This is a genomic window from Achromobacter sp. B7 (genome assembly GCF_003600685.1).
GTDB classification, from domain to species: Bacteria; Pseudomonadota; Gammaproteobacteria; order Burkholderiales; family Burkholderiaceae_B; genus Achromobacter; species Achromobacter spanius_B.
This window is the reverse complement of sequence record NZ_CP032084.1, coordinates 4582633-4602678: the sequence shown is the minus strand read 5'-3', so window position 1 is coordinate 4602678 and position 20046 is coordinate 4582633. Positions and strand designations below refer to the sequence as shown.

Below are 20046 nucleotides of genomic sequence, written 5' to 3'. Positions count from 1 at the left end.
GGCCTGGGCGCATCTTGGCCCTGCGCGCGCCAGGCGCAAGGGGCTTTCGCGGCATATAGCCGCTCGCTGCGCTCACTTTATATTCCACGTCCCCTTGCCCCCGGCGCTTGTTCCGCAGGGCGCCAGTGCTCCCGTCCCGCCACCCTGGCTGGGGCCCTCTACCAAGGAGCACTACATGACGCACGCCACCCTCGCTAAAGCCCGCCTGGTTCCCGATCACGATCGTCTGGCCTTCTTGCCCAAACACTTCGGCATCCGCCTGATGCTGCGCGGGGAAATCTCCGTCTACAACTGGCTGGATCGCCTGTCGCAGGAGTACAGCGGCGGCTACTGGCACTACTACGAGATCCCGAACGGCTTCTACATGGCCCCGGCCGACTACGAGACGCTTCACATCGTGTGGCCGATGAACTGGTGCGACCGGACCATGTCGGCGGACGCCGCCGGCATCGTGGCAACGCTGTACGCGCTCTGCGAACTGTGCAGCCAATACCGTAGCGACGACCTAGCCGAGAAGTATCACGCCCTGCGCGACTTCGCCGGCGAACACGCCGAGGCAAAAGCCATTTTCGCCGCGATCGATTGACGCCATCCCGGCCCGCTTCGGCGGGCCTTTCTGCTTCTGCGCGCCATCAGCCCATCGTGGCTCAGCCCCTGCTAAGCGACGCTGCAGGGCAACGGCTGCTCTTCGAAGTTGGACCGTTGCAAGCCATACGGGGTGGCGGGTCTGCTTTGCCGGTCAGGGTGCCACGTCGTTCTCGCGTTCAAGTGCGGCGCGACGCCGGCTGCGCCGGCGTCACTTGCGGCCGCCGGCCGTCTTCGACACTTGAGTAACTGTGTTCGATGTCAAGCCATAAGAGTGTTTTTACGGGCCGGCCCATCCGGAGATAGCACCACTTGTCCGACCGATTTCGACCCGGAGCGGCCGTTCGGCATGGATTGATTTATGTGGCGGCCTCCGTCCAACAATCGAACATTGCGAGCGATTCTTCAGCCCACTCGCTCAGGCTCTCCAATGCTCTTCAACAAAGCGTTATATTGCACCTTGTCGGCAGCGTAAATCTTGTCCAGGACATAGTTGGCTACCTTGGCGATCTCAGGAATTTCCACGGGCTTAAAGCCTCTATCTGGGATGGCCTCCAGATGCGAAAACTCGTTGTTAAGCCGATTTACCAGTGCAACTGCTGTATCTTCCTCTTCCCCAAAGAATTTCTTGATCCGTTCAAAGGCGTCATTTCTATCATCATGATAGGGGTACTTGAAGAACAGAAAGGCTTCTAGGAATTTTCGCAGGTTGTTGCCAAAGCCGAAAAATGGTTCATGGCTATCTGCTGCGGCAGATTGATCTTTGCACTTGTAGATTTGATGGAAGAGGTAGTGAAACTCAGTTATGTAATCTTTGAGATAAGACGGCATGAGCAAGATGTTGCTTGAAGCGCCGTTGCGCTCGATCATGAAATGTTCGTGGTCATCGGCACTTTTCGTCTTGCCTTCACCAGCAGTGATTTTCTTCTTCGGAATGGACAGGCGCTTGAGGTACTTCAGGAAATCCAGATTATGGGTGGAGATAAAAAGCTGCTTGTAGCGGTAGGCGTTTGAACCGTCAGCATTCTTGATCGGCTTGGCAATCAAGCTCTCAATCAAGCTGAACATGAAGAAGATATGGTTTCCGTCTAGGCTAGAAATTGGATCATCAATGTAGATAATCAGTTCTTTGCCTTTGCTCTCAGGGTCTTCCAGCTTGGCAATAAAATAGCAGAAGGCAATCAGGCTGCACTCCCCTTCGCTGAGGTTGTACGCGGCGTTGCCGTTTCGCGTGATTTCAAACTTGACCGTGGCTTTGTCTGCGCCGTCGCGCGCTTCAAGCTTGATACCGTCATGGCCGAAGAAGTTGTTGAGCAGGGAGTTGACTCGCTCGGCCCCCTTCCGCTCATCCTTTTGCCTGGCTCTCAAATTTTGGACCTCTGCTTCCGCGTCACGGATCTCTTTTTCCGCTTCCGCATGGGCCGTGCCTGCCGTGTCGGCGCCGGCCTTTAGGGTGGCTATGCGGGCAACCTCCTTGTCATAGGTGATCGCATCAGCAAACGCGAACACGTTAGCCATGCGAAGTGCATCTATGGCAGCAGTCTTGTCTTTTTCCAGGGTCCTCGTCTTGCCGTTGCTCGTGACGATCAGCGCATTGATGTCCTGAACATGCTTCTCGATCTCCTTGGCGTCATGGGAAGGGGGCTTCAGAAGCACGAGCTGGAACAGGTTGTTCTTGCGAGTCTCAAGCGACTTCTTCAGTAATTCCAAGTCCTTTTTGTAGACACCAAGTGCTTCCGACAGTGCCTTGCTGCTCGCTTCAAATGCGGTACGCTCATCCGCATAAAACTGAGTACCTGTAAAGGTATTGAGCCCAGCGATGGACTTGATCTCGTCCGTGACTGACGCTATAGCAGCATCCAAGGCGGTTTCCAGGTCGCCCGACTCTTTGCTGAAGTGCTCGTCCAGCATCTGCCAAATGTCGTGCGGCAAGTCCTGTCGGCAGAAGGCACAGGTGTCCCGTTTGTCCCGGTGGTGTCCGATACCTTCCTTGACCCAAAGCTGCAAAGCGCTGTCCTTTAGCAGCTCTTCAATCGCTTTGGTAGGCGTTATCGCCTTGGACAGAAGAGGTTCAGCAGTGGCCTTCAGCAACTCCAGCTGGAGAGTGATGGCCAGAGTGCCTTCGATGTCAGGTAGGGCTTCCTGCTTGAGCAAGGTGAGCTTGCTTGCTTGTTCCTCAGGGCTCAGGGCGATGAAGCCGGGCGTACAGGTGGAAGCAATGTCGCGTTTGATATGGTCGATGGTGTAGACGGGCACACGGTACAGGGGATTCTTCTTGATCTTCTCAGCAGCATGTGAGCGCAGCTTCTGTTCCAGACCGTTCAAAGCCGTGCTGTGGGCTGTCTTGGTGCGATCGCGCTCTCTCTTCTTGGCCTCCAGGTCAAAACGCAGTCCAGCCTTGCCCTCCACACTACCAAGCTTGGCCTCGATGGCAGCAATGGCGTCGTCAATCTCCTTGTTCTGCTCGCCGACGATGGCGAAGGTCTTGATAACGCCTCCGATCTCCTGATTGACTAGGAAGCTCAGGTTGTCGGTCACGAAGTCGCGGTTGTAGACCCGCACGTCATAGTTGTGCGTCAGCAGGTCAGCATCGGTGACCGCACCTTTCTCACCAGTCACCGTGAAGGACGAGCCAATATAGTTCAGGGGGAGCTTGCGCGTTTCCAGCGCACGAAAGACGCGAGAGAGAGTTGTCTTGCCAGAGTAGTTGCGTCCATAGAGGATGTTCAGACGCTGGAAGAGCTTGACGTTTTTGCCGCTGTCCCGAACGGTCTTTTTCCACTCCAGACCTTGGAAGCTACCAAAGCTTGCTATGTCTATCTGATTAATCACCGGCTTAGTCCTCCTATAGCGGCCCTCGGGCTGTTCGAAACAGAATGTTGCTTCAGTCTACAAGGCTCACCTTGTGCAAGACAATTCCTTTCCGAGCAAGGAGGACTTTCCTTCGATAATCAAGTGACCGGCTACAGAGTGGATCTGACGCCTGGATGTTTCACCGACGACACACCTGAACGGCCGCTTCTGGCCGAGAGGTGACGCTCGCGCGTGGCGGCCGCCAGCTCGTCGGGCACAGCGCGCAGAAGAGGCGGACGGTGCATCGGACGGTTCTAGGCCCCGCCTCCGTCTGCCTTCATCCGTACTGCGCGTCGTCCAGCAGCATGTCCTCGAAGAATGCACCGAATTGGCGGCGTGGGTCCAGAAGATGGATCTCAAGAATCCAGCGCATTTCCGACGGCGCGATCTCCAGGTCGGCGAGCGACCCCGTGTAGATGGCCGCGTGGGGAAAGTCGGAGATGCGGTGGCCTGGCAGGTCGAAATTCAGTTCCCAGCCCATTGCGCGCGACTGGCGGTCGGCATAGGCGTAGAGCGCTTGGCCAGTTAGGCGTTCGCGCAGCCATTTGTTGCGAACGTCGTGAAAGAGGACTTCGGCGTCGCGCGCGCACCGGGCTTGCTCCGCATCGTTGCCCACTACGTACGACTTGCCGCCGTCGCCCTCCCAGGCGTCGAGCCGGGGCGCGATGTCCAGAAAGAAGATGTCATGCTCGCCCAGTACCGCACCCGGTACTGAGGGTTGGCGCATGGACTTGAGTGTATTGGCGCCGAACCGCACGCGCGTGGGATGCCAGCTCAGCGCCATGCCGGCGTCGATGAGCGTCTGCTTGGCGAGCTTTACCGCGTCTTCCTCCACCATGCCCGGCTGGATGCGGGCCGCGATGTCGGCTATGGCTTGGCGCGTATTGTTGCGCGCCCGCAGCATGCCGTCCACGGAGAAGGCGGGGCCAACGCATTCGCTGGCGGGGGAGAGAGGCATCGTCATGGCGGGGTTCCTGTGGGCTTGGCGCGGCGGCATGCCGCGCTGGATAGGTGACAGTCTGGGCGGATGAGGGGTGTCTGACAGGAAAGTGCGGGACGAAATCGTGCCAGTCTGGCGCGATACCGGGCCAGACCGGCGGACAAGGGCGCTTTCCGGCCGCCTTGGCCCGTTTAACGGCCATGGGCGCGGGAGCGCTGGTGCGCCTGGCCGACGCTGAGCTAACGTAGCGTTTTTCTCTTCGGCGTCCGTTAACCGCCATGAAAACCGTCGCCCTTCTCGTGTTTCCCGGCGTGCAGGCCCTGGACGTCAGCGGCCCCATGGATGTGTTCGCGGAAGCGAACCGCTTCCTGCTGCCTGCCCGGCAATACCGGCTGGAGCTCATCGGTCTCACACGCGGCGCCGTTCCGTGCTCTAACGGCATGACTATCCTGCCACAGCGTTACTTCGCCGAGGTGTCTGACAGCCCCGACCTGCTGCTGGTCGCGGGCGGTCCGGACGTGCCGACGCAACGCGAGCCGGCCGAGGCGCTAGCTTGGTTGCGCGCCGCCTGTCGGCTCGCGCCGCGGTATGGGTCCATCTGCAACGGCGCCTTCCTGCTGGCGCGCGCGGGTCTGCTGGACGGCGCAGTTGTAACCACCCACTGGAACGATGCGCAGGCGTTGGCCGCGGAATACCCAGAGTTGCGGGTCGAGGCGGATAGGCTGTATTTGCAGGATGGCCGCCTGCACACGTCGGCGGGCGTCACGGCGGGGATCGACCTGTCGCTCTATCTGCTGGCGCAGGACCATGGGCCTGAGGTCGCGCTGAACGTGGCGAAGCGGCTCGTGGTGTTCACGCAGCGCGCGGGCGGGCAGTCGCAGTTCAGTCCGTTTCTGACGCCGTTTGTCGAGGAGACCTCGGCGGTGGCGCACGTGCAGCAGTTTGTGCTGGAGAACCTGTCCGGTCAGCTGGGGCTAGCGGAGTTGGCGGCCGTTGCCCGGATGAGCCGCCGCAATTTCTCGCGGGTGTTCCGGCGCGATGCGCGTGTGACGCCCGCGGAATTCGTGGAAAGCGCCCGGGTGGACGCCGCGCGGGCGCGCCTGGAACGCGACCTGGCGCCATTGAAGACCGTGGCGTACGAATGCGGATTTCGCGACGCCCGCCGCATGCGCGAGGTATTCACCCGTCGGCTGGGGGTGTCACCCAGCCAATACCGGACAAGCTTCCGCTTGGGGCGGTGAGGCAAGCTATCTTTATTTCCTTTGCGTTGGTAGGGTGTAGATGAATTGATCTTCACATTGGGGAAAGCTGGTTTTGTAGATCTGGTGGTGTCAGTTGGTTACCAGCATGGACTCCAACCCTGCATGGCGATCAGATCATCCGTGTTGAAGCGAGTCGTCCGAATAGTTGAGGATGTGACATGACATTGCACTTTGTCGCTGGTCAGCATCAGGCCGATAGCGGAGTCACGCCTCGACTTCGACTCAGCTGGCTTGCATGAATAGGATGGGACGCGAGCCCTGAGGCAAACCGTCCGCTCAACCCCACCTGGAATTCAGGATGATGCTGCACACGTTCACGCGTTCGAAGCTCGGATCCTTGTGAGCCAAGAAATCATCATTAAACGTGCCAAACGTAGTGCCAGGGCGATGCTTCATTCCCTCATAGAAAGCATCAATAATGCTCGCGGCGAAATCCGCGCCCCGAGGGTAGGTCTTGACGACCGCTGCGCGTTGCTCCCTGGTGATCGCATCGAAGCCCCGTCCAGCCACGTCCATCCCGGCACCGGCTTGTACCAGCGCGATTTCGCCGTGCATATGCTCGGGAATGCCCGGCGTCGTATGGAGTGCGATAGCGGCCCACACCGTCGTTACGTCCGCCTCGTCGACATGATGGCTGCGCAGAAAAGCGCGCGCCGCGTTGGCGCTGTCCACTTCGAAGCGAAGTTCGCTTTCTCGATAGTCCGACGTCAGGCCGATATCGTGGAACATGGATGCAACGTAGAGCAGCTCTGGGTCGAAGGAAATCCCATTTCTTTCGCCCAACAGCGCGCCCCAAAGATAGACCCGTGTCGAATGATTGAATAACAGCTCACTTTCGGTGTCTCGAATGAGCTGGGCTGCGTGGCGCGCCAACGGGCTGTCGGGGATCGCGATGTCGCGTAATCCGTTCGTCGGGGCGGTTATATCTTGGGTCATTGGGTAGCTCGAATTGTGTAGTACATGAGTTTTCTGGTCACGCTTCCGCGTCGCACCCGCTAGCTCACGCTAGCCGTGGGGGACTGACCGTCGGTGGTGGAAGAAGAAAGTTACGCCGCGCGCGGCACCTCGAACAGGCCCAAGATCGAAAATTCCGGATGTACTATCGCGTCCATGGCAACCCTTTCTGTCGGCCTCGAACGCTCAGGAGGCATTCCGCTCTCGGTGCAAATCTACAACTCGATTAGAGGCGCGATCGAGTCGGGGCAGCTCGCGGTAGGTGCGCGGTTGCCATCCTGGTCGGATTTGGCCGCCCAGCTCGGTGTGTCGAGAGGAACTGTGCGGGCCGCCTACGAACGCCTGATCGACGAGCAACTCGCGATCGGCCTAGGCGCGGCCGGCACGCGGGTAGCGGCGCGGCCGGTTCCCGCGGCCATTAGGTGGTCTCCGGAGGCGCCGCCGCTTCCTGATCTATTCTACGAATTTAGCGTGGCTCCCCTGGCGTTTCAAATGGGTGTTCCAGCGCAGGATGCCTTCCCATTCAAGCTCTGGTCACGCATTCACGCGCGGGCAGCGCGCCGCGCTTCTGCGGCTCCTGTAGGGTACCCTGATCCACGCGGCGAGCCCCACCTGCGCCAGGAGATCGCGGCCTATCTGGGCGTCTCACGCGGGCTTCGATGCAGTCCCTCGCAGGTCTTCGTCACGGCAGGTTTCGCCGGCGCACTCAATCTGGCGATTCGCGGCTTGCGAGTTGAGGGCGGACAAGCCTGGATGGAAGACCCCGGATTTCCGCTCACGCGTCGGGCGCTGGGCCTGGCAGGCATGACCGTGACAGGGGTGCCAGTAGACGGGGACGGACTCGATACTGACGCAGGAGTTCGGATGGCCCCCGAGGCGGTCCTCGCGGTGGTGACGCCTGGGCAGCATGCGCCGCTGGGCACAACAATGTCACTTGCGCGACGAATTTCCCTTCTCTGCTGGGCCAAAAATCACGACGCCTTTATCGTCGAGGACGATTATCTCGGGGAGCTGCAGTTGAAGGGACGGGCCGCACCGGCGCTCGCCTCGCTTGATGAGCATGGACGTGTGCTGCACATAGGAACCTTCAGCAAGACAATTAGCCCCGCCCTACGGTTAGGATTTCTGGTGGTCCCGCCGGATATGGCCCCCCGCTTCGGTGACGTTGTCGCCTGCCTTGCGCCGGCCCCTGCTTCTTCAGTGCAGCACGCTGTGACCGAGTTCATGCACGACGGACACTATCTTCGCCATTTGAGGCGCATGAAGCGCCTTTACGCTGCCCGGCAGGAAGCCCTCGTTCGATGTCTGAACGAGCAGGCTAGGGAGTCGCTCAAGGTGCAGCCCGCCGCAGGAATGACCGTCGTGGCCAAGCTTCCCGACTCCTCGTCGGATGTCGATATCGCTCTGCGTGCGCGAAGTGTAGGCTTGGCGCCAGTGCCTCTTTCGCCTTGGTACTTGAGCAATCCGACTCAGCAGGGACTGCTGCTTGGGGTCACAAATCTGAACGAAGACACGCTATGGGCCAACTGTTCCCGTCTGCTGAACCTCGTTCGCCCGCGCAACTGACGGAAGAGCGGCCACCTCTACGCGGTTGCTTCTTGGTGCATTGAAAATGTTCGTTCCTGGTGCTGTTGCGTGCCTCGATGTCACCCGACAATTCGGGAGCACAAAGGAGCCCGACATCCATGAACTTACGATCCATCCTAGCAGCAGCCGGCTTAGCGATGACCTTCAGTATCGCCGCGCCAGTATCTGCACATGGCCCTACTGAAATCGTCACACCGAACTTTCATCGCGGCATACCTAACATCCCGGGCAAGTCATTGACCGCTGTCGTCGTCGATTACGCGCCGGGGGCAGCGTCGCCCGCGCATAAGCATGCGAACTCAGCTTTCATCTATGCCTTCGTCGTATCCGGCGACATCGAATCCCAAGTGGATGACGGTCCGAAGCGCATCTACCATGCCGGCGAGAGCTTCTTCGAGGAGCCCGGCGCGGTGCACCGCATAAGCGCCAATGCAAGCGAAACAAAGCCTGCAAAGCTGCTCGCCGTGTTCGTCACAGACAGCAACGACAAAGCGCTGACTACCCCATTCAACTAAAGCACCGTTTCAAGGAGCGAACCCATGAACATGCGGCTCAACTACACCGAAATTGCGCCCGCAGGCGTCCAAGCGCTCGGCGGCGTCTATGGCTACGTAATGCAGAGCGAACTGCCGCCGGTGCTCGTCGATCTGGTTTACCTGCGCGTCTCGCAGATCAACAATTGCGCCTATTGCCTCGACATGCATACACGCGATCTGCTGAAGAGAGGTGTGAAGGTTGAAAAGCTTGCGCTCGTGCAGGCGTGGCGGGAAGGGGGGCACCTGTTCGATTTGCGGGAGCGCGCAGCACTTGCGTGGACCGAATCGGTAACGCTGGTGGCGCAGACCGGTGTGCCAGATTCGGCCTATGACGTTGCCAGCACGGTTTTCACTGAGCGCGAATTGGTTGATCTGACCATCGCCATCGGCCTGATGAATACCTATAACCGTATGGCCATCAGCTTCCGGAACACGCCCCTGGTCTTGAAGGAAAACTAAACCATCTCGCAGGTTTTTGCACCATATTCTATTGGACGCTCCGACGGCCGAGCCCCCGCATTGGACCTCGCGTCTCCAGATCGATAAAAGCAGGGACGCAGTCTTTCACCCGCATTTCGAGCTGTCCCGGTTCGGTCGTCATGCGAAAGCGGTGATGATAAGAGATCGGCCGGAAATCAGGGTTCTTTCTTAACAGGAAATAGATGATGAAAATTGGTTCTTATATCTGGAGCGGTTGGATGGCATTCGCCGTTGCTGTCCTAGCCGCCAGCGCGATAGGCGGAGCGGCGACGAGTCGTGCGCAAGCCCTCCCTCGCGAGCACGATCGAACCTTGACGAATCCAATTGAAGTCGCAGGCGTAAAAATTCCCGACAGTCATCTCGCACGCGACGCTGCCAAGCTCATCCGCGATGCAGAAGGCGAGCTCCTTTTCGAGCACTCCACTCGCGTCTACTATTGGGCGGCATTGGCAGGAAACCGCAGAAACCTTAGTTATGACCCGGAGTTGCTCTACGTAGCAGCGATGTTTCATGACTTCGGTGTGACGAGTGCTTACGAGCAGAGCCAGTTGCGGTTTGAGGTGGACGGCGCGAACGCCGCGCAGAATTTCCTGCGCAGTCGCGGAGTTTCCCAAGCAGACAGCCATACGATTTGGCTTGCCATAGCGCTGCACACCACGAATGGAATCTCACCTCACATGTTTCCAATCGCCGCGCTTCTTGCGGAAGGTGCCAATATGGACCTTGTCGGTGCGGGGATTGACAACTTCACGTCGGCGCAGCTGGACGCTGTCGAGATGGCGCACCCACGCCCGCCGGAATTTTCTGAGCGCTTTATGCAGATCCTGTACGACAGCCTCAAACATCGACCGCAGACTACTCAGGGCACAGGTCTAGCAGATGTAATGGCCTACAAGGATTCCAGTTTCGTCCGGCGGGACTTCAGTAAGCTAATGCTCGAATCACCTTGGACCATCGGACGTTAACTGTAAGTGCGCGTATCGCTTTTAGTCGCAGCCACGGGCCGCGGTGGAGCGGCACGCCGTTGTGCCTCAGTTTGAAACCCGCGTGGCGAGGAAAAAGAGGCAGAAGGGATGGGTTTCATGATATCGGCCTTCCAACGTTCCGCATCACGGGGCGGACGACGTCTCTGGTTCCACCAAGCTCATACGCCGTCAGATTTTCACCAGGCGCTAAGGGCCGGGGATCTGAAAGCACAGACGACATGCCAAAAGGTGCCTTGCTCAGCCACGTCTTAGTGGGAAGCGGCTCGGCCATCCCTGCGTTACGTCAAGCAAATTCCTTGTCTTCCACTTTGGACGGAGCACGTCAAAATGTCCAACTTCCATACACGTTGGGAAGAGGGAATGGGACACAGGGTGTCGAAGCGGACACATCCAGCAGGGGACCGCTGCTGGCCGATCGCAGACCTTTCGGTCTGTTTAGCCGCTAAACACCCCATCAAAACACGTTTATCCGGACCCGTGGATATGTGGATGATCGCTTGGCGACCGCCCGGCTCGCTGTGCTCGGCCCGTGGACAACCGCTGATGGACAAACGGTGGACAGGCTCCGCCTGACCACGCGCTTGACCACAGGGTATGCCCACCCGCTACCCGCGCTTCTCCCACATACCCACCGGCCCCCATCAACCATCAATTGGAGCAGAAAATCCAAACCGGCTCCGGCGAGGTATTGAGTGCTACGTATTTCACGCCGATCGCGGGCAGCTCTTGCCTCTTCTTGACGCGTCGGAAGGAGCTGTCAGTTCAGTATAGGCCGGGCTCTTTTAGGCCCCCGCCTCTAGTCCTCTCCCAGCCCCAAAGATTCCGCGATACCTTCTTGCGCATCGAGCAGGAAAGCGCTGGATTCGGGTGTCTGGATCATTGATGGCACGGCGAGTTCAACTAGGCAAGAGAGCAACTCAGTGAACCACCATTTCACATCGACTCCGACTGGAGCGACATGGGTATAGGTCAGGTAGCGGACTGCACGTGTGACTATGTTGGGATCTCGACCACATTCGATCACGTCTGCGACTTGCGTAGCTACGATCCGCATGAATTCGCCCGCAAGCTTCGCCACGGCAATCTCGGGTGTTCCCTGTTCTGACCATAGGGCGCCTCTCGCCAAATCCCGGCAGGCGATCTGCAATGCAGCAAGGTCAACGTCTTTCAAAGGTCTTCCTTGCAGGTTTGGTGTGACATGACCGAGAGTGGCCTGATTCTGGAGGCTGACCGTACTTGTATTCCGCCCAGCGAATTCCGGCAAGTTATTGTTCAGATCGAAGAAAATCGGCGTGCTGGGGCGATATGCGGCATAGACATCACACCCAAACGATTCCACGTCTGGCGCGCACGTGGCAAGCAGAGTAGCTTTCGTCTCGGGCTGGATTTGCTGGTGGGGCTCGCTCACAGCCTCCTCGGAAGAAGGGATCGCCCGCCATAATGCCGATCACGCCCGCCTCTCAACCGCCGAACTTGCTGCCATTCAGACGCTATCCGATCCGGAGAAGGCGGACGGCATGGTCCTCGGAACGGGACCAGCCGGGGTGTCAGGCCTGGGCGCATCTTGGCCCTGCTCGCGAGTCCTCGTTTTGAAGCTATGTCTTCAAACGAACGCAAGATGAAGCGTCGTGAAGTGAGCTATCCCACTCCCTGTTATCTCGAACCATCGCGTTAATGAGGGTCAATAGCTTGCGCATGCAAGCGACCAGCGCCACCTTGGGGAGTTTTCCAGCTGCCTTCAATCTTTTGTAGAAGTCCCTGATGACCGAGTTGTGACGTGCGGCAGTTAGCGCAGCCATGTAGAGCACCCGACGTATCTCAAATCTCCCGCCTTGAACTCTTCGCCTGCCTTTGGTTCCTCCCGAGTCATTAGCCATAGGAGCAACGCCGACCAATGCTGCTACCGCGCGCCTGTTCAATCGGCCAAGTTCCGGAAGCTCGGCAATGAACGTGGCACTAGCCACGGGCCCGATCCCACTGACTGTCTGAAGAAGGCGGTTCAACTGGGAGAACTGCTGCCTTACATGAGCGACCATCTCGGATTCGAGTTCAGCCAGCTGGGTTTCTATCGCCTCCACCACAGCCTTGATACTCGAATGCAATCGGACGGGCGTGGTGTGCAGACGCTGGCGCTCGGAGTTGATAAGGCCCAGTAACTGACGCCTGCGCGTCACCAGGGCGGCCAGCCAGGCGCGGTGGTCATCAAAAGGGGAAAGGGCAAAGCGAGCCGCATCATCTCGACGTACCAATACGGCGGCCAGTTCCGCAAGCATTCGAGCATCCACAGTGTCGGTTTTCGCAAAGCGACCCATGGATTTCGCGAAGTCGCGTGCCTGCCTTGGATTAATCACCGCTACGGGCAGACCTGCGGCTTGAAGCGCACGCGCGAGTGTTGCCTCATAACCCCCTGTTGCCTCCATTGCCACCAAGCCAACCGCATGCGGTTGTAGAAGAGTTGTGATTTCCGCAAATCCTCCTACGTCATTAGTGACTCTGAGTGCGGTGAGCTCGGCCCCCAGTACACAAATGTCTAAGTGTGCTTTTGCGACGTCAATTCCCACCGTTACGGACGAGATAGACATGATCTTCAGCTCCCTTGCTTGTGCATGCGCGCTCAGAATGGCGCGCGTAACCGTTCGGGCTTCAGGAAGACCAGCACGGCGCTCGTGGGTTTTTTACTCAAGTACGGGCTATGACGCCCCAGCGCTAGGCTAACTGCACGGGCCGGTCTAACCGCTTCCACGGTGTAAAAAATCTACCATGCTGGCCTGGCACCAACATACAAGCGCTGCGCTGCGCCGTGCCTCTCAAGTTCCGGGCATTCCCGCCCTGGCAACCGGAGAGACCACATGGCCAAAACGTCAAATGCACAACAACGCCGTTTCCTGAACAGCGCCGACGCCCATCAGAAAGAAATCGTCAGCCTCATTCGGCAGGTCGCGCGTACGCGCGGCATCGACCGCGTCTGGACCGATTGGGTGGAGGTCTGCGCGATCGCATTGGCCCGAGCAGATCTGGCGCAGCGCGAGGCGCGCGAACAGCGCTACCTGCAGGTGATCGCTCAGTACGAGCGAGCCGAACTCGACCAGCTTGTCCAAGCGTTCTCGCACCTGGTCATGGCCTACGAGGTCCGGGTTCAGGCAGCAGACTTTGGCGACGTGCTGGGAAGCACGTTCATGATGCTCGACATGGGCAACGCCGGCGCCGGACAATTCTTCACGCCCTATGAGGTGTCGCGCCTGATGGGCAACATGATGATGGGCAATGGCCAGGATTTGGTCGACAAGACGAGCGCGCACGGTTTCGTTCGCGTACTGGAGCCGGCCTGCGGCGCCGGCGGCATGTTGATCGCGGCGGCGCACGCGATGCACGATGCGCAGCTGAACTATCAGCGGTGCATGCACGCGACTGCAATCGACATCGATCAGCGCTGCGTGCATATGACATTCATTCAGCTGGCGCTTTTGCACGTGCCGGCCGTGGTGATTCATGGCAACGGCCTCACGGGCGAGTGCCGGGAGCAGTGGTTTACGCCCGCACACATCCTGGGCGGCTGGGGCGCACGGCTTCGCCGTCGCGAAGCGGAGGAGGGCGCTCGAGCGCTACTGCAGGCGCCGGCGGCCATGGACGAGATCCACGTCGACCAGGTGGCGGCCGACAGTCCATCGACTGAGATCGATGCGCCGCCGCAGGCCATTCTAAAGGCCATCCGCCAAGCTGCTGCCGCTGGCCAGATGTCGCTCTTCTAGCGAGGTTGCAATGGCCCCTCTCGGGGCCTGGCGCGCCGGCGACGCGCCACCTTCGGCACATGCAGACCAACAAGCACTGCACGGAGCATACAGTCGCATCCCACTCCCGCACGGACGCTAGGGCCGCTGCGCGCGGCTTTGTAGCCGCGGCCCCATCTTCAAGGGCTTTCGCGGCATGAACCGCTCACCGCGTTCGCTATTTATTCCACGTCCCTTGACCGCGCTTTCGTGGGCTGCGCCCGCCTGCCCCGTGCAGTGCAATGCAGATCGGCTGACATTGCTGCACGCAAGGAGCCAACCATGAGTCGTGTTGTCCTGGGCGATTGCCTGTCCGTTCTTCCCACCTTGCCAGATCGTTGCGTCGACCTGGTGTTGACCGATCCGCCGTACCTCGTTAACTACGTGGACCGCTCCGGTCGGAGCATCGCCAATGACCGCACCGATGAATGGATGACGCCAGCGTTTGCCCAGATGTTCCGCGTGCTTCGCGATGATGCGTTCTGCATTTCGTTCTATGGCTGGAACCGGGTGGATCGGTTCTTCGCGGCCTGGCGCGCGGCGGGCTTTCGTGTGGTCGGCCACATCGTGTTCGCCAAGCAATACCAGTCAAATGCGCGATTCTTGGCGTACCAGCACGAGTCAGCCTACTTGCTGGCCAAGGGCCAGCCGGCGCTGCCGGCGACACCGTTGCCCGATGTGCTGCCATGGAAGTACACCGGGAACCGCCACCACCCGACCCAGAAGCCGGTCGAATGCCTGACGCCGCTGATCGAAACCTTTAGCCGCCCACGCGACATTGTTCTAGACCCGTTCGCCGGCTCTGGTTCCACGTGCGTGGCCGCCCGCCAAACCGGACGACGCTTCTACGGGATCGAAATGGACCCGAAGTATCACGGCGCCGCAGTGCAGCGCCTTGCGCTGGCCAACCAGGAAAGGATCGCAGCATGAGCCGGGATGAAAACGAACTGAAGAATGGGTTAACCGCATACCTGCACGGCTACGGCCGCAACAATCGGGGCGGTTTGTCCGCGATCGCCGCATATGGCGCCTGGCCGGTGCTGGCGGCGCAGGAAATTGAACAACGCATGGGGCGATTCCTCGAAGCCTTGCCGCTGGAAGAATTGCGCGCCATCGCCCAGTCGGCAATCGATCTGAACGAGCTGGCCAGCCAAGTGCTGGCCCAGCTGGACAAGGAGTGAAGCATGGCAATGCCCCAGCTATCCGCCACTGCGAAACTGGCCATCGAAAACATCGCCCTGGAGATTCTGGACATGGAATGTACGGAACTTCAGTGGATCAGCTCCAAGGACTATCACGAAATACCAGCATGTGATCTTTGGAGGGCGTTGCAGGCGGCGTACTTGGCCGGCATGGTGGACCATCACCGAAACGGCTGAACGGCATAGCCAGGCCTGGCGGCCTGGCTATCTCACTTGGACTATCAGACGTCCAAGGCTGTCCAGGGAGGCGCGCTCACAGTCGCCGGGTAATGTTCAGTCTTTTGGACCAATCCGCGGTGACATGACTTTGGATTGCTCGGCGAGCCAAGGCGTCATCCGCGAATACCGCGCGCGCGCCGCCGACGCTCTCCCACGGTCCGCTCGGGGCATACTGCACTTCAGCTATGACCCCATTTCCATTCGGCGATTGAATGGTCCGATACGTCGCCCGGACTCCGTTGATAACCAGGGTACCGTCCAAAGTGGTTCTCCTCGTCCGAAAAATCCGCGCGCGATTTGCCTGAGAATGCCACCGCAAGACGGGTAGGGCACTAGGGATAAACACCCGTTCGGATCGGCGTGCCATATGCTAGATTTCGCACCTCTCTGACCTCGCGACGCGTTGACGCGGCCCCTGCGCCAAATGGACGAAAACAAGAAAAAAAACCCACGGCGTAAAAAGCAGCCGGCCGCGCTGCATTGCTCGTTTTGCGATAAGTCTCAGAACGAAGTGCACAAACTGATCGCACGGGAGAACGCCCCTGGCGCGAGTGCGCTTGCAATCTGCAATGAGTGCGTAGATTTGTGTACCGAAATCATCAACGACCAAGGCTTGGTCGAGGCGGAAAACAGCCCCAAAGCTCTGTACGAGTACATCGTTCGGCAGAATCAAATCATCGACGACGCACGAGATAGGGCAAATAAGGCCCTGGATTTGCTGAATGTCTCGATGCCGCCCGGGTCCCAATCTCAGCACTAATTTTTTGATCACGACTCCCCGTTGGGCGTGCCCCTGCGGCTACGCCTACGGGTCGGGCCATCGCGCTTCGCGTTGAGCCTGGCCAACCCCGCCAGTCTCACCCCCTCGCGGGGCTTCAGTCCTACCCTCCCTACGGTCGGCTCACGCCTTCGCGCCTGCCGGCGCTGCGCGCTGCCGCTTGCCGGCCGCCTTGCGGCCAGGTTGACCCGCGCTGCGCGCGGGTAGGGGCGCTCGGCGCGCGCCTGGCTTTGGTGTCGCCGCCCTGTCTCTCGCAATGCATCCATTCCCGCGAGCCCCGTCCTAAAACGCCGACCGTACCACTGCGTTTCTCCCTCCAAGGGTCCGGTGCTCACCCGTTCGGTGCTCGCCTTCGGCTGCGCTCCGCATGCGGCCTCTGCTCCGGCCCTTTCCAGTCGTCACTACGTGGCCACGGACGGCACGGACAGGCCTCACAGGAACGGATGCGAATAACGCGGAGGGAAAGACCATGAACAACCAAATCCAACAAACCTACGCTCGGACGACTTCTTCAGGATCGGTCAGCGCTCCAAAAACGCTCTTGAATGTAAAGGAAATAGCCATGGCAAACACTGTTCAGACAATCGCAATGCCGAAGCCCGCAGTGGTGTTCCTTCGCGGCCTGGACGCCCGCGTTGCTCACACCAAAGCAGCAGGGATGTTCGATGAAGACAGCCGTTTCATGGACCTTGGTTACGCGCAAATGCTGGCTCACGTTCAAGGCCGCCAAGGCTTCACCCGTGGCCGTGACGCCGACGACGTACCGCCGTTGCTGGCCGATGTTGCCGAACTGGCAAGCGCATGGGTGGACGGCTGGGACGCAGCAGAAGAGACCGTAGTGATGGCAGCGTGTTCGGGTTGCAACGATGGTTCTGGCAATCCTTGCCCGCATCACGGCTGAGAGGGGAACCCAGATGCTTATCAAGTACGTAACGGACCAGATGGAAGGCGAGCCGGACATTCTGACCGCACTGCGCCACCAGCCTTTGCTCCTGCGCGGCCTGGATGGGTCGACCCTGCACGTCCAGCAGGCACCGGCACACGGCTGGACACATGAGGGGCTTTGCGCTGTGCAACCTGAATCGGCCGTGATCGGCTGCGATGCGTTCCTGGGAACGTCCTGGATCGGTTCAACCGAAGTCTAGTCAACAAGGAAATCCGCCATGTCTTGCGACGTCGTTCTGTACACCCACCTGGCTTGCGTCCAGTGCGAGCTTTCCAAGGATGATCTTGCCGCGCGCGGCATCGACTTCACCGAACGCAGCGCTGCCGACTTCGCTCAAGCGCTCGCGGCAAAAGGCTATGACACCGCGCCGGTCTTGGCCGTCGCCATCGAAAACGAGTTGGTCGCCTGGACAGGCCACCGGCCCGACATGATCGAACTGCTGGCCGACCTGTTGGACACCGGCCCAGTCGCTGCGGACGGCTTGCGCGAAAAGGACGCGGCAGAGGAAGCCGTGTTGACCCGGTTCCAGGTGATGCAGGAGATCCGTGATCACCAACTGAGCGCCGAAGACTTTTTCACCGACAACGGGAACCACCCGCTATATCGCGGGCGCGACCTGCTGAACTGGCTTGGCTACTAAGTAAAAGGCCCCTGTCGGCTGCAACCGACAAGGGCCATCACCCGCAACCCTCGGACTAGGAGAATCGTGATGAACCACGACTTTATCAGATTGGCGAACGACATGCGCCGCGCTCACTTGCTGGGCCTGGGCTTTCGCATTCCCGCGATGACCATGCGCCAGCTTGCTGCCCTCATCGCGGCGATTGACGCGCCCGAAATCCCCGCGCAACTGCATTGATCTCGATATCGACCCGGAGCATTTTGATGAAACTCGATTCCAACGAACTCGCCGCCATCCACGCCGCCGCCACGCGCATGGATATCCCGCATTCGCAACTGCGCCTCAGCGAAGCGTACCAAGCACGAAGTGCGCAGGACCGCAAACAGGACACCGAGATTCTGGAGCTGAAAGCCACCATCCAGGCGATGGGCGGACTCCTGCAAAACCTCGTTGTGGTCGCAGCGCCGGACGGCTCCTATGAGGTGTGCGCGGGCGGACGGCGGTGGACAGCCCTTGGCCTGCTGATCGAAGGCGGCGTTTTCCCAACCGACTACCCGGTCCCTTGCCTCGTCATTCCGAGCGAGTACGCCTACCACGCCAGCCTAGTCGAAAACTTCGGGCGCAAGGCGATGCACCCGGCAGACGTGTATGCAGGCTATGCGCGTCTGCGCGCCGAAAACTGGACGGTTGCGGCCATCGCCGCCGCGCATGGCGCTTCAGAATCGGCCGTCAAGAAGCTGCTGGCGCTGGGCGGCGTTTCGCCCACGCTCATGCAGTTGTTCCGCGACGGCAAAATCAAGATGGACGAAATGCAGGCGCTGGCTTCCGTGTCCGACCACACCCGCCAGGAGGCGGCATGGAAGGCGTCGGCGGGCCAATACTGGAACCGCGATGACCACATCCGCCAGTTGCTGGCCGAAACTGAAATGCGCGGCGACTCGCCCGTGGCGCGGTACGTGACCGTCGCCGCGTATGAGAAGGCGGGCGGGGAAGTTCGCCGCGACCTATTCGAGAACGACGCCTATCTGGCCGACCCGGAGAAGGTGCGCAGCATGGGCGCTGCCAAGATGCAGCGGTCCAAGCTGTTCAAGGCGGTGCAGGCAGAGGGCTGGTTGTGGGTGGAATGCCGTGTTTCTTTCGAGTACGCCGACAAAAAGCCCTTTGGCGAGATTCAGCGCGTCAACCAGGAGCCGACCAAGGCCCAGGCCAAGCAGATCGACGGACTGCAAAAGAAGATCGAAGCGGCGCGGACAAAGCTTGCTGAATTGCAAGAGTCCGAAGGCCTCGGCGCGGCCGACCTGGACAAAGTTCGCGGCGTGATTCGCGGCTGTGAAGGGCAGATTCGTGAAATCCAGGCCGAGCTTTACGACTACCCGGCCGACCTGAAAGCCCTGTGCGGCGCGATTGTGCACCTGGACTATCAAGGCGACTTGACCGTCACTCGGGGCCTGATCCGTCAGGACGAGCGCGACGCCGTGGCACAAGCCAAGCGAAGCAACGACGCAGATGGCCAGAAAACGGCGGGCGTAGACTTGCCCCCCATTATGACGCGGCCCGTGCATTCAGAGGCGCTGACCAACCGGCTCCAGGCACAGCGCGTCATTGCGCTCCAAGCCGAAATCATGATGCGCCCGACGCTCGCCCTCTGCCTGCTTATCGAACAAATGCTGGGGGATTTCGACAGAAGCCGCCGCAGCAGCGCCGGAGACACGTTCGATTTTTCGTTGCGAACTGCGCACCACGAGTTGGCGAACACGGACGCTGGCATCAAGGAGAGCCCGGCCTGGGCAGCGGTGCACGCGCACATTGAAGCCGTCACGAAGCAGACTCCCGATGACGGCGTGGCGGTGCTGCCCTGGTTGCTGGAGCAGCCGCACGCGGACCTGATCGAGCTGCTGGCTGTGCTGGCGGGAGCTTCGATCTACCGCCGCAAAAGCAATTCCTACGGTGAAGAACCCCAGCACCTTGACCGCTTGGGCGAACTGGTCGAGTTGGACATGAGCAAATGGTGGAAGCCGACGGCGCAGTCCTACCTCGCGCACGTGTCGAAGGACCGAATCGCGGCTGTTGTTGCCGACGCAGCCGGTGCCGACCAAGCCAAACCTCTGCTGGCGATGAAGAAGGGACCAGCGGCGGCGGCAGCCGAGGAACTGCTGGCAGAGACGCGGTGGGTTCCCGAGTTGATGCGCAGACAGCCCGTGCCGGTGAATGTGGTGTTGGACGTGAAGAACGATCTGGCCAAAACGTAGTGGCCGTGCCCGCCGGGCGGACGTCCGGCGGGCCGCATAGGGGGCATTGCTGGCCATTCGGGCACGCAAAAAATGACCAT

21 protein-coding genes are annotated in these 20046 nt (G+C 59.9%); 16 read left to right on the top strand and 5 right to left on the bottom strand.

Annotated features, from left to right (window positions below; genetic code table 11):
• Positions 1-175 precede the first annotated feature (175 nt).
• Positions 176-586: an antirestriction protein gene (locus DVB37_RS20805; protein WP_120156657.1), complete on the top strand. Its 411-nt coding sequence runs from the start codon at positions 176-178 to the stop codon at positions 584-586.
• A gap of 404 nt (positions 587-990) precedes the next feature.
• Here DVB37_RS20805 and DVB37_RS20800 read toward each other — a convergent pair whose 3' ends face one another.
• Both DVB37_RS20800 and DVB37_RS20795 read right to left on the bottom strand, forming a co-directional pair.
• Positions 991-3417 carry an AAA family ATPase gene (locus tag DVB37_RS20800; protein WP_120156656.1) on the bottom strand — a complete coding sequence of 809 codons (2427 nt, stop codon included), beginning with the start codon at positions 3415-3417 and terminating at the stop codon, positions 991-993.
• Between the two features lie 298 nt (positions 3418-3715).
• A complete protein-coding gene (locus DVB37_RS20795; RefSeq protein WP_120156655.1) occupies positions 3716-4402 on the bottom strand; it encodes a M24 family metallopeptidase in 687 nt (228 codons plus the stop codon).
• A 254-nt stretch (positions 4403-4656) separates the two neighbouring features.
• Here DVB37_RS20795 and DVB37_RS20790 point away from each other — a divergent pair, with 254 nt between their 5' ends.
• A complete protein-coding gene (locus tag DVB37_RS20790; protein WP_120156654.1) occupies positions 4657-5619 on the top strand; it encodes a GlxA family transcriptional regulator in 963 nt (320 codons plus the stop codon).
• Between the two features lie 297 nt (positions 5620-5916).
• Here DVB37_RS20790 and DVB37_RS20785 read toward each other — a convergent pair whose 3' ends face one another.
• Entirely contained in the window at positions 5917-6576 is a 660-nt protein-coding gene (locus DVB37_RS20785; protein WP_120156653.1) for an HD domain-containing protein, read from the bottom strand.
• Positions 6577-6750: 174 nt separating this feature from the next.
• Here DVB37_RS20785 and DVB37_RS20780 point away from each other — a divergent pair, with 174 nt between their 5' ends.
• From DVB37_RS20780 to DVB37_RS20765, 4 genes are all read left to right on the top strand, one after another.
• On the top strand, positions 6751-8160 hold the full coding sequence (locus tag DVB37_RS20780; protein ID WP_120156652.1) for a PLP-dependent aminotransferase family protein: 1410 nt from the start codon (positions 6751-6753) through the stop codon (positions 8158-8160).
• A gap of 119 nt (positions 8161-8279) precedes the next feature.
• The gene (locus DVB37_RS20775; RefSeq protein WP_120156651.1) at positions 8280-8696 is read left to right on the top strand and encodes a cupin domain-containing protein; all 417 of its coding nucleotides are present in this window, start codon (positions 8280-8282) and stop codon (positions 8694-8696) included.
• 24 nt (positions 8697-8720) lie between these two features.
• On the top strand, positions 8721-9176 hold the full coding sequence (locus tag DVB37_RS20770; RefSeq protein ID WP_120156650.1) for a carboxymuconolactone decarboxylase family protein: 456 nt from the start codon (positions 8721-8723) through the stop codon (positions 9174-9176).
• Positions 9177-9382: 206 nt separating this feature from the next.
• Complete coding sequence (locus tag DVB37_RS20765; protein ID WP_120157588.1) at positions 9383-10162, top strand: HD domain-containing protein; 780 nt, start codon at positions 9383-9385, stop codon at positions 10160-10162.
• Positions 10163-10979: 817 nt separating this feature from the next.
• Here DVB37_RS20765 and DVB37_RS28425 read toward each other — a convergent pair.
• Both DVB37_RS28425 and DVB37_RS20755 read right to left on the bottom strand, forming a co-directional pair.
• Positions 10980-11591 carry a hypothetical protein gene (locus DVB37_RS28425; RefSeq protein WP_162941259.1) on the bottom strand — a complete coding sequence of 204 codons (612 nt, stop codon included), beginning with the start codon at positions 11589-11591 and terminating at the stop codon, positions 10980-10982.
• Between the two features lie 187 nt (positions 11592-11778).
• A complete protein-coding gene (locus DVB37_RS20755; RefSeq protein WP_120156648.1) occupies positions 11779-12768 on the bottom strand; it encodes an IS110 family transposase in 990 nt (329 codons plus the stop codon).
• 264 nt (positions 12769-13032) lie between these two features.
• Between DVB37_RS20755 and DVB37_RS20750 the strand changes: the two genes are divergently transcribed.
• The 10 genes from DVB37_RS20750 (at position 13033) to DVB37_RS20710 (ending at position 19966) form a co-directional block, all read left to right on the top strand.
• Entirely contained in the window at positions 13033-13932 is a 900-nt protein-coding gene (locus tag DVB37_RS20750; protein WP_120156647.1) for an N-6 DNA methylase, read from the top strand.
• A gap of 300 nt (positions 13933-14232) precedes the next feature.
• A complete protein-coding gene (locus DVB37_RS20745; protein ID WP_120156646.1) occupies positions 14233-14880 on the top strand; it encodes a DNA methyltransferase in 648 nt (215 codons plus the stop codon).
• The gene (locus DVB37_RS20740; RefSeq protein ID WP_120156645.1) at positions 14877-15131 is read left to right on the top strand and encodes a hypothetical protein; all 255 of its coding nucleotides are present in this window, start codon (positions 14877-14879) and stop codon (positions 15129-15131) included. Before DVB37_RS20745 ends, DVB37_RS20740 begins: the two co-directional genes overlap by 4 nt.
• 3 nt (positions 15132-15134) lie before the next feature.
• The gene (locus DVB37_RS20735) at positions 15135-15329 is read left to right on the top strand and encodes a hypothetical protein (protein WP_120156644.1); all 195 of its coding nucleotides are present in this window, start codon (positions 15135-15137) and stop codon (positions 15327-15329) included.
• Between the two features lie 466 nt (positions 15330-15795).
• The gene (locus DVB37_RS28980) at positions 15796-16131 is read left to right on the top strand and encodes a ClpX C4-type zinc finger protein (protein ID WP_120156643.1); all 336 of its coding nucleotides are present in this window, start codon (positions 15796-15798) and stop codon (positions 16129-16131) included.
• Positions 16132-16618: 487 nt separating this feature from the next.
• Positions 16619-17050, top strand: a complete 432-nt coding sequence (locus DVB37_RS20725; protein WP_162941258.1) for a hypothetical protein — start codon at positions 16619-16621, stop codon at positions 17048-17050.
• A 13-nt stretch (positions 17051-17063) separates the two neighbouring features.
• Complete coding sequence (locus DVB37_RS20720) at positions 17064-17294, top strand: hypothetical protein (protein ID WP_120156641.1); 231 nt, start codon at positions 17064-17066, stop codon at positions 17292-17294.
• An 18-nt stretch (positions 17295-17312) separates the two neighbouring features.
• Positions 17313-17735, top strand: a complete 423-nt coding sequence (locus DVB37_RS28545; RefSeq protein ID WP_205571578.1) for a hypothetical protein — start codon at positions 17313-17315, stop codon at positions 17733-17735.
• 69 nt (positions 17736-17804) lie between these two features.
• Complete coding sequence (locus DVB37_RS28420) at positions 17805-17954, top strand: hypothetical protein (protein WP_162941257.1); 150 nt, start codon at positions 17805-17807, stop codon at positions 17952-17954.
• 26 nt (positions 17955-17980) lie between these two features.
• Complete coding sequence (locus DVB37_RS20710) at positions 17981-19966, top strand: ParB/RepB/Spo0J family partition protein (RefSeq protein ID WP_120156640.1); 1986 nt, start codon at positions 17981-17983, stop codon at positions 19964-19966.
• The last annotated feature ends 80 nt before the right edge of the window (positions 19967-20046 follow it).

Coding starts and splice junctions, on each gene's coding strand:
- DVB37_RS20805 (WP_120156657.1), top strand. CDS start 176: ATGACGCACGCCACCCTCGCTAAAGCCCGCCTGGTTCCCGATCACGAT.
- DVB37_RS20795 (WP_120156655.1), bottom strand. CDS start 4,402: ATGACGATGCCTCTCTCCCCCGCCAGCGAATGCGTTGGCCCCGCCTTC.
- DVB37_RS20790 (WP_120156654.1), top strand. CDS start 4,657: ATGAAAACCGTCGCCCTTCTCGTGTTTCCCGGCGTGCAGGCCCTGGAC.
- DVB37_RS20785 (WP_120156653.1), bottom strand. CDS start 6,576: ATGACCCAAGATATAACCGCCCCGACGAACGGATTACGCGACATCGCG.
- DVB37_RS20780 (WP_120156652.1), top strand. CDS start 6,751: ATGGCAACCCTTTCTGTCGGCCTCGAACGCTCAGGAGGCATTCCGCTC.
- DVB37_RS20775 (WP_120156651.1), top strand. CDS start 8,280: ATGAACTTACGATCCATCCTAGCAGCAGCCGGCTTAGCGATGACCTTC.
- DVB37_RS20770 (WP_120156650.1), top strand. CDS start 8,721: ATGAACATGCGGCTCAACTACACCGAAATTGCGCCCGCAGGCGTCCAA.
- DVB37_RS20765 (WP_120157588.1), top strand. CDS start 9,383: ATGAAAATTGGTTCTTATATCTGGAGCGGTTGGATGGCATTCGCCGTT.
- DVB37_RS20750 (WP_120156647.1), top strand. CDS start 13,033: ATGGCCAAAACGTCAAATGCACAACAACGCCGTTTCCTGAACAGCGCC.
- DVB37_RS20745 (WP_120156646.1), top strand. CDS start 14,233: ATGAGTCGTGTTGTCCTGGGCGATTGCCTGTCCGTTCTTCCCACCTTG.
- DVB37_RS20740 (WP_120156645.1), top strand. CDS start 14,877: ATGAGCCGGGATGAAAACGAACTGAAGAATGGGTTAACCGCATACCTG.
- DVB37_RS20735 (WP_120156644.1), top strand. CDS start 15,135: ATGGCAATGCCCCAGCTATCCGCCACTGCGAAACTGGCCATCGAAAAC.
- DVB37_RS28980 (WP_120156643.1), top strand. CDS start 15,796: ATGGACGAAAACAAGAAAAAAAACCCACGGCGTAAAAAGCAGCCGGCC.
- DVB37_RS20725 (WP_162941258.1), top strand. CDS start 16,619: ATGAACAACCAAATCCAACAAACCTACGCTCGGACGACTTCTTCAGGA.
- DVB37_RS20720 (WP_120156641.1), top strand. CDS start 17,064: ATGCTTATCAAGTACGTAACGGACCAGATGGAAGGCGAGCCGGACATT.
- DVB37_RS28545 (WP_205571578.1), top strand. CDS start 17,313: ATGTCTTGCGACGTCGTTCTGTACACCCACCTGGCTTGCGTCCAGTGC.
- DVB37_RS28420 (WP_162941257.1), top strand. CDS start 17,805: ATGAACCACGACTTTATCAGATTGGCGAACGACATGCGCCGCGCTCAC.
- DVB37_RS20710 (WP_120156640.1), top strand. CDS start 17,981: ATGAAACTCGATTCCAACGAACTCGCCGCCATCCACGCCGCCGCCACG.